The organism is Acinetobacter sp. CIP 53.82, assembly GCF_000369465.1.
Classification (GTDB): domain Bacteria; phylum Pseudomonadota; class Gammaproteobacteria; order Pseudomonadales; family Moraxellaceae; genus Acinetobacter; species Acinetobacter indicus.
The window spans coordinates 39061-51332 of the sequence record NZ_KB850046.1 but is presented as its reverse complement, the minus strand read 5'-3'; the positions used below and the strand labels follow the sequence as shown (position 1 = coordinate 51332).

Annotated in this window: 10 protein-coding genes; 9 read left to right on the top strand and 1 reads right to left on the bottom strand. The window is 46.2% G+C overall.

Annotated features, from left to right (window positions below; all coding sequences use genetic code 11):
* Positions 1–6 precede the first annotated feature (6 nt).
* From F905_RS05905 to F905_RS05895, 3 genes are all read left to right on the top strand, one after another.
* Positions 7–864, top strand: coding sequence for a 3'(2'),5'-bisphosphate nucleotidase CysQ family protein (locus tag F905_RS05905; RefSeq protein ID WP_005178490.1), 858 nt, complete (start codon positions 7–9; stop codon positions 862–864).
* Positions 865–919: 55 nt separating this feature from the next.
* Positions 920–1654 (top strand): histidine phosphatase family protein, encoded by a 735-nt coding sequence (locus F905_RS05900; protein ID WP_005178488.1) that lies wholly within the window; start codon positions 920–922, stop codon positions 1652–1654.
* Positions 1655–2016: 362 nt separating this feature from the next.
* A complete protein-coding gene (locus F905_RS05895; protein WP_373366857.1) occupies positions 2017–4695 on the top strand; it encodes a M66 family metalloprotease in 2679 nt (892 codons plus the stop codon).
* A 282-nt stretch (positions 4696–4977) separates the two neighbouring features.
* On the opposite strand, the gene rpsT is transcribed toward F905_RS05895, so the two are convergent.
* A complete protein-coding gene (gene rpsT / locus F905_RS05890; RefSeq protein ID WP_005178484.1) occupies positions 4978–5247 on the bottom strand; it encodes a 30S ribosomal protein S20 in 270 nt (89 codons plus the stop codon).
* 212 nt (positions 5248–5459) lie between these two features.
* Here rpsT and F905_RS05885 point away from each other — a divergent pair, with 212 nt between their 5' ends.
* The 6 genes from F905_RS05885 to F905_RS05860 all read left to right on the top strand — a co-directional run bounded on the left by F905_RS05885 (position 5460) and on the right by F905_RS05860 (position 12204).
* Positions 5460–6125, top strand: coding sequence for an NAD(P)H-binding protein (locus tag F905_RS05885; RefSeq protein ID WP_005178483.1), 666 nt, complete (start codon positions 5460–5462; stop codon positions 6123–6125).
* 11 nt (positions 6126–6136) lie between these two features.
* Positions 6137–6649, top strand: a complete 513-nt coding sequence (gene rraA, locus F905_RS05880; protein WP_005178481.1) for a ribonuclease E activity regulator RraA — start codon at positions 6137–6139, stop codon at positions 6647–6649.
* Between the two features lie 54 nt (positions 6650–6703).
* Positions 6704–7480, top strand: a complete 777-nt coding sequence (locus tag F905_RS05875; protein WP_034597779.1) for a glutathione S-transferase N-terminal domain-containing protein — start codon at positions 6704–6706, stop codon at positions 7478–7480.
* A 123-nt stretch (positions 7481–7603) separates the two neighbouring features.
* Complete coding sequence (locus F905_RS05870; protein ID WP_005178476.1) at positions 7604–7960, top strand: hypothetical protein; 357 nt, start codon at positions 7604–7606, stop codon at positions 7958–7960.
* Positions 7961–8089: 129 nt separating this feature from the next.
* A complete protein-coding gene (gene mfd, locus F905_RS05865) occupies positions 8090–11551 on the top strand; it encodes a transcription-repair coupling factor (RefSeq protein ID WP_005178472.1) in 3462 nt (1153 codons plus the stop codon).
* Between the two features lie 218 nt (positions 11552–11769).
* Positions 11770–12204, top strand: a complete 435-nt coding sequence (locus tag F905_RS05860; RefSeq protein ID WP_005178471.1) for an HIT domain-containing protein — start codon at positions 11770–11772, stop codon at positions 12202–12204.
* Positions 12205–12272 lie beyond the last annotated feature (68 nt).

The following is a 12272-nucleotide window of genomic DNA, read 5'->3' as shown; positions in this document are numbered from 1 at the left end:
CTATCTATGTTTAAAAAAACCACAGCACCACAAGATCCACTGATTTTGCAGCTGATGCCCATTGTGACACAGGCATGTGAAATCTTGCGAGAAGAATATCAGCGTTATTGTTCCGGTGCCGATTTTGATATTGAACACAAAAGCGATGAATCGCCCGTAACCCAGGCCGATTTTCGGGTGAATGCCTTCATTACAGAACAGCTGGCCCAGCAGTTTCCAGATGTGCCGCTACTGTCAGAAGAAGGCGCAGTTTATGATCGGGCGCGGTGGGACACGTTCTGGCTGCTTGATCCACTCGATGGCACCAAAGAGTTTTTACATCAACGTCCGGAATTTACCATTAACCTGAGTCTGGTCGAAGGCATTCATACCACCTTTGCCATTCTGGCGATTCCGGGCGAGCAAACGGTGTATATCTGCCCCAAACAGGGCCTGCCGCTACGGTTTAATATCCAGCAACAGCAATGGTACGCCTATCTATATGTAGACAGTGGTCCGCAGATTCAAGTCGGTTTAAGTCAAAGTAGCCAAAATAAACCGGTCTATGAGCAGTATCTACAGGCGCTCGCTACGATTGAACAGGACTATACGGTTTTTCGTGCTGGCAGTGCTTATAAGTTCTGCATGATGCTGGAAGATAAAGTGGATTTATATCCGCGTTTTCACCCAACCAGTGAATGGGACACCAGTGCTGGCCAATGCCTGATTGAACGGATTGGCGGTGGCCTGATTGATTTTCAGGGACGGCCATTTTTATATAACCATCGTGATACGCTGTTAAATGGCAATTTTATTGCCTATAAAAATGCCGAAATGAAAGAGATTGCCTTGCGTGCTCTAGCACTTATGGCGAATGAACATTGAGCTAATTTGCCAACATGCTATAGTGGGCTTAACACCTTTGTATTTGGCTTGATCCATGGCGTTAGAGCTGCTTCCACCGAGTATGTTAAAGGCAATTGATTTGTTGCCCGATGTGCATACTCCCGTGACCTTGTTTACCCGGCATTCCATTCGTGAAAATGTGGCTGGACAGGGACTGGCGGGCTATGATTTGCAGTTAACCGGTCCGGGACGTGAACTGGCGCAAAAATGGGGGGCTTATCTCATTGACCATAGCGGACGCGCCATTCAGCATTGTATCTCTAGTCCGATCCAGCGCTGTGTCGATACTGCCGCTTTAATGATTGAAGGCGCAGATTCGGTACATATTGCGCCAAATACCCATCATATTGAAATTGTCGAGCAGGGCTTGCTGGTCGAGCCAGGCAGTTTTGTGCTGGACATCAAGCAGGCTGGTCCGTATTTTCGCCAGCAGGGTGCGTTGGGCTTTATTAACAGCTTTGTCAATAATGCCTTGCCGGGCATGAAACATCCGATTCATGGCGTGGTGGATGTGCTGGAACTGATTTATAACACTCATCCTAACAGTCCGGGCGGCCTAAGTCTGGCGGTCAGTCATGACACCATTCTGGCTGCGATTATTGCGGTAATTTCAGGGCGTAATGAGGTGTCACAGGAAGACTGGCCACAAATGATGGAAGGGCTGTTTGTCTGGTTTGAAGGTGAAAATTTTCTGGAATCACAGTTGAAATGGATCTGGCGCGGCAAAGTACATACCTTGGATATCTCGCAGTTTCATCAAAAAGTTTAATATAAATTTGCGCTGGGGATGGTTTGTGAAGGTGAGCTATGGCTGGCTTTAATATATCTTGCTCACACTCAAAAAAAATCCACCTAAAATGACTATGTGTTACGCCTATTTCTATTGGGGTGCAAGAGTCTTGTTTGTCTAAAAACCGCCTAAATCAAAATTTTCTTTTCTGCTGCATTTTTGTCCATCATTTAAAAAAAATAAAAATAAGCTGTCTCTTTCTCTGTCCAATAAAGTACAACACATTGCTTTAGATTTTAAATTACTCTAATATAATTTCTTAAATAATTGAAAAATATGTGTTTATTTTTTTATTTTAGTCATAAATTGACATTGGGGTAAAATAAATAGTGAAAAGTGTGATCAAGTTTCCGCTTAGTTTGTTAAGTGTAAGTATATTGTCGTTTATGCTGACGGCATGTGGCGGTGGTGGTAGTGATGGAGAAAATCAACAGCCGAACAATGGGACAGCACCAGATGCTCCGCTGCATGGAAGTCATTATCCTGAGCCAACGCAAGATGTGGTAAGTCCATCTGTTTTGGGTTTTTATGATTTTAATGCCCAGTCTGAATCACGTGAAGTGCGTAATGATTTAACAGGTTCTTTGCAGGCGATGGTGCAGTTTGCCCAAGGCCATGTGGTTGACCCGAATGGTAACGAAGAGAAAAAAATGCCACGTTTAACCGCAGAACGGGAGGCATTGTTATTAATCACACCGATGCAGGAGATGGATCAGATTAATGCACTGCAGGTTGAGGTGTATCAGAATGAACGGCTGTTACGCCGTATCAACCTGGCTGATCCGACTCAAATTCCGGCCTCGGACCAGAGCAATCGTGATGGCCGTGCAGAAGTGCGCTACAGTAAACGGGCCTGGTCAGCGCGCTTAAACTGGGATGAAGTACGTCCGGGCTTAAAATTACGGATCATTGACAGCAAAAACCGCAGTGGTGATTTACTGGCAGAGCAGATTGATTTTGCTGCGCCTGGTGAACTGGTACTAAATAATATCCGGATTGGACTGCTCACTGCGCCGCCACATTCAACAGGACATGCCATGCTGCTTGAACCGGAAAATTCAGGCACAGACTATTTCCAGACCATTCCGGCAGCGCACATGACGGTGGCTAAATATGATGATATTCAGCTGGATCGGGTGATGGTGGCCAACGGCACCATCTACGACAGTCAAAGTGCAGACGAAGGCGGTGTTTATTCGGGGGATATGCGTGAAAACACGGCGAAATCGACCTTTAGTGTGGGAATTAACTTGGCCAACTGGGGGGTGACCAGTGCTTCGATGCTCAGTCAGCAACAGCCTCAACTGACTCAAACTGTGGTAACTCACCATGCGCGGGGTAAATATAGCAATGGTGAACAGACCCATGGCTTGAGTGGCGGTAACGGCATGTTGACCCTGTATAACTCGGTGGGTAACGAATTTAGCCATGAAATTGGCCATCATTATGGTTTAGGCCATTATCCGGGCTCTTTTAAAGTAGATGATACCACCACCAATTATTTCTGGTCGGCACATCATGCCGATAGTGGCTGGGGCTATATAGGCTATCGCAACAAAATGCGCGGTAATTTGGCTTGGCAATCCTCCAATCTGGGCGATGGCAAAAACGGGGTGCCAAATTTCCTGAAACTGTATCCGTATGGTTGGGATGCCATGTCAGGCGGTGCCACCAATAGCAGTATTTCACGTTATACCCATTACACCGGTTATAGTACCTTTTTGCGTATCCAGCCGCATTTTACCAATCGTCATGTGTGGGATGAAAGCTCGCCATCCGGCTATAAACGCTGGAATCCGGACAGCCGCCAGATGGAAGTGGTCTATCCGAAAGTGCCGAATTCAAGCGAGGTCTGGTATAACAGCGCCGATGGCTATTATTTAAAACCGCGTTTATTTGGGGTGCCGGTGATTACCATTATTGGCGGCTATGATCCGGAAACCCAGCAAGGGGTGTTGTATCCGGCAGCACGCAGCAACTGGGGCAATGTCTATGATTTGCCGGCTGCACAGCGTGGCGCAGAGCAGGCGGCTTGCTGGTTAGATGTTCAATATACCAATCGCAGCCAGAACGTGGCTTTGGCACCTCATCGTATGCGTGGTAATGCCAATAAGCTGCATGTGAACCTGGCCATTACAGATCAGCCGCAACAGGTTAATTTGTACTGCAAAAAAGCCAATGAAGCCGAGAAATTATTATCGACACTTACGATTCCTCAATACGGCACTGCCATTTCAGCTGCTGTAAAAATTGGACGTGAGGATGGTTATACGGCGCTTAGAAAAGTGGAATTGCCGGAATTCCAGCAGCAATTGGAAGCACAGGCCAATCAGGCGGTGATCGCTTTAAAGCCAGCTGCACAATTACTATATGATTCTTATGCAGAAAATCGTCATGAATTGAGTGCACTAGCTCAGCAGCAGTTGCAGCGTTATGAACAGCAGCAACAGAACATCTACCGTTTGAATCGCTGGATGAATGTCTACCGTGCCGATCTGGAGCATGCAAAACCTGAAGCGCAAACAGCGCTGGAAGGCTTCGTGACGCAGTTGGGACTGGCCAATGAAGATCTTCTGGCTGAAGCAACGCTACTTAAAAACAGAAATAACTGTTTGAAAGTGGAAACTCTGGCGACAGGTCAGAAAAATGTCTATATCAGTGGTGCAAGCGCCTGTACCGGAGATGACACCGAGCAATGGATTTATGATGGTTTGGGCCGGATTCATAGTAAAGCCGAGATAGATTTGTGTTTAAGCAATAACAGCAATGTGGTAACACTGGCCAGCTGTAGCACCACACAGGACAGTCAGGTGTGGACAATGCATACAGAAACCGGAACCATCCGCCAGGGTGCTCAATGTTTTGATCTGGAACATGGCTATTTAAAAGACAATCGTGCCCGTTTAATCCGCTATGGCTGTACCGGTGGGGCTAACCAGCAATGGACCCAGTTAAGCGCTAATAATAGTCTGCAACTGGCTTATTTAACCCCAGAAAACTTAAGACTGATGCTGAAATAACAATTCATATTCAACATTCTAAGTCTGAATTACATAAACATCTTCTAAGTAGTTTAGGAGGTGTTTTTTTATGGGGGATGTTGTGGCAATCAAAAATATAGGGGGACAGATTTATTTTCTAGTGATGGTAGGTCGTGTGATGGTTAGATGTTTTTTAGACGGTTTAGTGTGGAATTGAGATGGAATCGATCGGGACGTAAACGTATTGAGGATAAGATCGGACCAAAATAAAATCTACAGATACAAAAAAAGCCCTGAATCAGGGCTCTTTCTGCTTTGCGATTAGTTAGAAGCTAATGCTTTAACTTGCGCGTTCAAGCGGCTCTTATGACGAGCAGCTTTATTTTTATGGATGATGCCTTTATCAGCCATGCGGTCGATTACAGGTACAGCTTTTTTGTAAGCTTCTGAAGCAACAGCATAGTCACCAGCAGCGATAGCAGCTACTGTACGTTTAAGATAGGTACGAACCATAGAACGCAAGCTTGCGTTATGTTTACGTGCTTTAACGTTTTGACGAGCACGTTTTTTAGCTTGAGCAGAGTTTGCCACTCGTGCACTCCTTGAAATAGATTGGTCTGGGCGGGCCGCAATTCAACTGAAAACCACATCAGCAGAATTTCACCAGCCCGTAAACAAGTGCCATATTTTGATTAAACAATGCGTCGAAGTCAAGTCTTGACAAGCTTTGACAACATTTAAGATGCAGAAAAAAATGAAAGAAAACGTTAGATTAGTGTGAGTGCCTGAATATTGGATAAAAAATGACTCAAATCATAAAAAAAGCCATTGTTATTGGATCGACCGGTTTGGTCGGCCGGGCGCTGGTTTCTGCCTTAAATGATCATCCTGCCTGTCAGCAGGTTACGGCGGTGGTGCGTCGCCCGGATACAGCCTTTGAACAGATGGCCAAAGTACAGCCATTGGTGCTGGAAGATTTACTGATGCTGAATGATCAGGATGTCAGCGAGCATAGTCATGGCTTTAGCTGTTTGGGTACCACCCTGAAAAAAGCCGGCTCAAAAGATAACTTTTATGCGACTGACTTTACTATCAATGCCCATTTTGCCGAGCTGTTGCAGCAAACCTCTGCCCATTATCTGCTGGTCAGTGCCTTGGGGGCCAATGCCAGATCGCCATTTTTTTATAATCGGGTCAAAGGTGAACTGGAACAGTACATTCAGAACTTATCTTTAAGCAAAGTTTCACTGCTGCGCCCATCTTTATTGCTAGGCGAGCGTCAGGATGCACGTTTTCTGGAAGATCTGTCACAGCAGCTGTTTCAGCGCTGTTCATCTTTTTTGCCTAAAAATTTTAAACATCGGCCAGTGACAGCCGGGCAGGTGGCTCATACTATGGTCGAGGCTGCCTTAACTCAAACTGAAAAGTTTGAAATTTATGATAATTTACGCATACAACATACAAAATGAGGGAAACACACGTGTCTACAGTCGCTTTCGTTACTTGTGATTTGCTGGATGATAACCCGGATAAACAGCTGCAAGTGGTCACCCCATCAATGGATGGCAAATTTTTCAAAAGCTATGGCGCGCGTAAAAGTTTTGGCGGTCAGGTGGTGACGGTAAAATGCTTTGAAGATAATTCGCGTGTAAAAGAATTACTGGCGACTGAAGGCCGGGGCAAAGTGCTGGTGGTGGATGGTGGTGCGTCAATGCGCTGTGCACTTATGGGCGACCTGATTGCCGAATCTGCAGTAAAAAACAACTGGAATGGTGTGATTATTTACGGTTGTGTACGTGATGTCGATGCCATTGCTGAACTGGATTTAGGCGTACATGCGCTGGCAGCAATTCCACAAAAAAGTAACCGTAAAGGCGTGGGTGAGGTCGATATTCCGCTCAGCTTTGGTGGTGTGAATATTCAGTCGGGTGATTATATTTATGCCGATAATAATGGTATTGTGGTGGCCAAAGAAGCATTGGTGGAGCTGTAATCAACCCGATTCGGCATTCATCTTCTAGAACATAACAAGAACAGGAAGGTCATGATGTTGCATCATCAAATTAAAGTGGTACAGGCATTGGCTTCTGCTTTGACCGAAGGCGGGCGCGGAAGCAATGGCACAGCATTTCCCAAGCAACCTGAGCAGCCGCTCAAGTTGTATGAGTTTGAAGGTTCACCATTTTGTCGACGTGTACGCGAAGTCATGACCTTGCTGAATCTGGATTATGAAGTCTATCCCTGTCCTAAAGGTGGTAAAAAATACCGTCCGCAGGTCAAGGAATTGGGCGGTAAACTGCAATTTCCATTTCTGGTAGATGAAAATACCGGAGATCATCTCTACGAATCGCAGCAGATTATTCATCATCTGTTTAAACACTATGGCAAAAGCGGGAAAACCCCGCGGCGCTATGCACATTATCCAAAAATTCCATTTGTGGCCTTTGCTGGTACGTTGCTCAATGGCGCACGTGGGGTCTGGGTCAAGAAAAAGATTAAAAACCGTGCGGCGCCAGAGCAACTGCTGGAGCTGTGGGGCTTTGAAGCCAGTCCGTATACGCGCATTGTGCGCAGTACCTTAACCGAGCTGGAATTGCCTTTTATTTTTCATAATGTGGCCAAAGAGCGCTGGCAAGATCAGGGGCTGGCCAAATTACGTTTAAAGCCAGGTAAATATGTACCTTTAAAGGGCGGTAAACGTGAGAAAGTCTTGGCACTGATGGGAGAGAATATTCAGGTGCCTTATCTGGTCGATCCGAATACCGGCGCTCATATGTTTGAATCGGATGATATTGTGCATTATTTGCAGCGCCAGTATGGTTAAAACTCTCAAGTTAAAAGCATCTTCGGATGCTTTTTTGTTTTTATGAAGATATCCGCGTTCAAACGCTGGATCTCCATGCTAAAGCCGATACACTAGGCACAGCGAATTTCAGGATATAACCATATGTTCAATAAAGTGGCGCAACTGTTTAAAAGCAAGCCCTCTCCAGAAGCAGAATTTCTGGCTGAACATCAGATTCAGTTTGATCCGCAACACGGCTATATCGTCGATGGTATTGTGCTGAATGATGCTTTATCGGAGCGGCTGGAGTATTTGTCTAATCGGCGTATGAACCGTTTTGATGACCTGAAAGAACTGTATTTTACCGCCATGCTGATCAATGAAAAAATTGATCTGGAAATTGCCACGCAAAGCTTTGTGACGCGTTTGGGCAACACAGAAGAAAACCTGTTGCAGTTTAAAAGTATCGTGAAACGCCTGAATGATTATTATCGTCAGTTTTTGCGTGAGAAAAAGTAAGCTTCAATCCATTTTTCAGCCAGATGCAGTCTCATTTTTTCAGATAAAGATTAAGAAAAATTAACGTAATGGATGGAAATGCTCGTGTTAGTATAAGCCGCATGTTGATTAGACCTAAAAGCTATATACATGTTCCAACACGAAAGCTCCCAACTCAATCTGAAACAATTAAAAACGGGCGAAAAACGCTGGGTGGGCAATTTGCAGGGCTCATCCGCGGCCTTGCTGATCAAGCAGCTGAGCACCCTGCATAAACAGTTATTGATTGTGGTGGCGCGTAACAGCCAGCATTTGGGGCAGTTGGAAAGCGAATTTGAGTTTTATGGTATTCAACCGACCATTTTCCCGGATTGGGAAATTTTACCTTATGACCGTTTATCGCCGCATCAGGATATTGTCTCTGAGCGTCTGGCGATTTTATCGAATATGCCACAGCAGGGCGTACTGCTGGTGTCGGCTGCAACCCTGGCGCAGCGTGTGGCGCCAACCTCTTGGGTCTTAGGTGAGCATTTTGATATTCAGGTTGGCCAGAAGTTTGAACTGGAACAGCAAAAGAAACGCCTGATTCAGGCTGGTTATCATCTGGTCGATACAGTCTATGACCATGGTGAATTTGCGGTGCGCGGCAGTATTATGGATATTTTTGCTTCAGGGCAAGAAGCACCAATCCGGATTGACCTGTTTGATGATGAAATTGAAAGCCTGAAGTTTTTTGATCCGGAAACCCAGCGGACTACCCAAACCATTCAGCAATTTTCAGTACTACCCGCCAAAGAGTTTCCTTTAAAAGAAGGCCGTTCGCTGTTCCGCGATCGTTATGCAGAATTATTCCCAAGTGCAAATCCAAAGAAAAGCCCGGTGTATCAGGATGTGCTCGATGGCATTGCCTCGCCAGGGATAGAGTTCTATTTCCCATTGTTCTTTAGCGCTCAGGCAATGGCTGCCGAAAGTACCTTAATGGCGTACTTACCCGAGAATGGTATTGTCATTACAGATAAGGGACTGGAAGAAGGTTTAAATAGCTTCTGGCAGGAAGTAAACCGCCGTTATGAAGATCGCCGGCATAATATTGACCAGCCTATTTTACCGCCAGAGCAACTGTTTTTATCATCGCAGCAGGTGCTGGGACAGCTGAACCAGTTTGGCCGCATCATCGCCTCGGCAGATCATTTTGCTGAAAAAGCCGGTGTGGTAAATCTGGCCACTGAAGCACCGCCTAAATTGCCGGTCGATCCGAAACGGGAAAAACCGTTCAGTCTGGTCAAAGAATATATTAACGCGGCCAATCATCCGGTGTTGCTGGTCGCAGAAAGTGCTGGTCGCCGTGAAACTTTGAAAGATGCTCTGCGTTCCACTCTGGGAGAAATCCCAACGGTTGAGAACTTTGCTGAATTCCAGAAATCTTTATACGCCGTTGCCATTACCAACGCTCCTTTAGATCGTGGTCTGGTAATTCAGGGCCAGCTTTCGGTCATTTCGGAAAACCAGCTCTATGAACATCGTGTGGTTCAGCGTCGGCGTAAACGTCAGCAGGAAGTCTCGGAAGAGTTTTTAATTCGCAGTCTGACCGAGCTGAGTATTGGTGCACCGGTGGTACATATTGATCACGGTGTGGGGCGTTATGCCGGACTGGTGACGCTGGAAATTGATCAGCAGGATCATGAATTCTTGCAGCTCGATTATGCCGATGGCGCCAAAGTCTATGTGCCAGTGACCAATTTGCATTTAATTAGCCGCTATAGTGGTGGCGATCCGGATTTGGCGCCGCTACATAAACTTGGCACTGATGCCTGGAACAAGGCCAAGCGTAAAGCTTTGGAGCAGATTCATGATGTTGCAGCTGAGTTGCTACATATACAGGCACGCCGTCAGTCCAAGCCGGGCTATGCCTTTGAGCTGGATGAAAAACTGTATATGCAGTTTGCGTCCGGGTTTGCCTATGAAGAAACGCTGGATCAAGCCAATGCCATTGAAGCGACCTTATATGATATGCAGCAGGCAAAACCGATGGACCGTCTGGTCTGTGGGGATGTTGGCTTTGGTAAAACCGAAGTGGCCATGCGTGCCGCCTTTGTCGCCGTGCAAAATAATAAACAGGTAGCGGTCTTGGTACCGACCACCTTGCTGGCACAGCAGCATTATGAATCCTTTAAAGACCGTTTTGCCGACTGGCCGGTGCGTATTGAAGTCCTGTCGCGTTTTGGTTCATCCAAAACCCATACTAAAATCATTGAAGATTTGGCCGAAGGCAAAGTCGATATTGTGATTGGTACCCATAAAATTTTGCAGGAAAATGTCCAGTTCAAACAGCTGGGCCTGATGATTGTCGATGAAGAACACCGTTTCGGTGTGCGCGATAAAGAGCGGATTAAAGCCTTGCGCGCCGATGTCGATATGCTGACCTTAACGGCAACCCCTATTCCACGTACCCTGAATATGGCCTTTAGTGGCATGCGCGATTTATCCATCATTGCCACACCACCAGCGCGTCGTTTAGCCGTAAAAACCTTTGTGCAGGAACAGACTGGTGATTCAGTCAAAGAAGCGATTTTGCGTGAATTGCTGCGTGGCGGTCAGGTGTATTTCCTGCATAATGAAGTCGATACCATTGAACGTGCAGCAGAAAATATTCGCCAGCTGGTGCCGGAAGCACGGGTAGCAGTCGCACATGGCCAGATGCGTGAGCGTGAACTGGAGCAGGTGATGCAGCAGTTCTATCATAAAGAATATAATGTGCTGGTCTGTTCCACCATTATTGAAACCGGGATTGATGTCCCGAATGCCAATACCATTTTAATTGAACGCGCCGACAAGCTCGGCCTGGCGCAATTACACCAGCTACGCGGCCGGGTCGGACGTTCGCACCATCAGGCTTATGCCTATTTGCTGGTGCCGTCGATTAAAGGCTTAAAAGGTGATGCTGAAAAACGTCTGGATGCGATTCAGCGTGCATCGACCTTGGGTGCCGGTTTTATGCTGGCCACCGAAGATCTGGAAATTCGTGGTGCCGGTGAACTTCTCGGGGAACAGCAAAGCGGTTCGATGCAGGCCATTGGTTATAGCCTGTATATGGAAATGCTGGAAAAAGCCACTAAAGCCATTCAAAAAGGCAAAACCCCAAATTTCGATGCGCCGTTGTCGTTAACAGCGGAAATCAACCTGCACATGCCAGCCTTGATTCCGGATGAGTATCTGGGCGATGTGCATCAGCGTTTATTATTCTATAAACGTATCAGCAATACCGATACACAGGAAAAACTCGACAACATCCGTATGGAACTGATTGACCGTTTTGGTATTCCACCACAACCGGTAAAACAGCTATTTGCCGTGCATCAGCTGCGTCTGAAAGCCGAGCAGCTCGGTATTACCAAAATTGATGTGGGTGCTAATGGCGGCAATATCGAGTTTTCACCAGATACCCCGGTGCAGGCCATTAGTATTATCCAGATGATGCAAAAACATCCGACCTATTTCCGGATGGATGGCGGACAGCGTTTAAAAGTCATGGTGCTGTTGGATGAACATCAAAAACGGATTCAGTTTATTTCCGATTTGCTGGAGCAACTGCTGCGTGAGCTGCCAGCCTGAGTTAGCGCTCAGTCCTGATGCAATTCCTGCTGTTTATTTAATCGCTGACTGCGCAAAGAAGTCTTGATTATTTAAGGAAATTTATTGAAGATAGGGGATTGCTCTGGCTGGCTGCAAATAGTGTGTTATTTGTGGTGAAACGGCCGTTATAGAATATTCACGTCCTTTGGGATGTGGTAGTATTAGCCATCATTCTAATTTGCGTCATTTATAAAGATATGTTTAGTTTGCATCCACAACTTGCTCAAGATACTTTTTTTGTAGGCGACTTTCCCCTGTCAACATGTCGTTTAATGAATGATATGCAATTTCCTTGGCTCATTCTTATTCCACGTGTGCCGGGCATTACCGAACTCTATGAATTAAGCCAGGCCGACCAGGAACAGTTCCTGCGTGAATCGAGCTGGTTATCTAGCCAACTGTCACGTGTATTCCGTGCCGATAAAATGAATGTCGCTGCACTGGGCAACATGGTGCCACAATTGCATTTCCATCATGTGGTGCGTTATCAAAATGATGTGGCATGGCCAAAACCGGTCTGGGGAACACCAGCAGTACCGTATAACAATGAAGTGCTGAACCATATGCGCCAAACGCTAATGTTGGCATTGCGCGGTCAGGGCGATATGCCATTTGACTGGCGAATGGACTGATATTCGTGTTTGCATCATGCAGGGATGTATGGTGTGACCAGATCCGCTAAGGAGAGTAGAGTACGGTG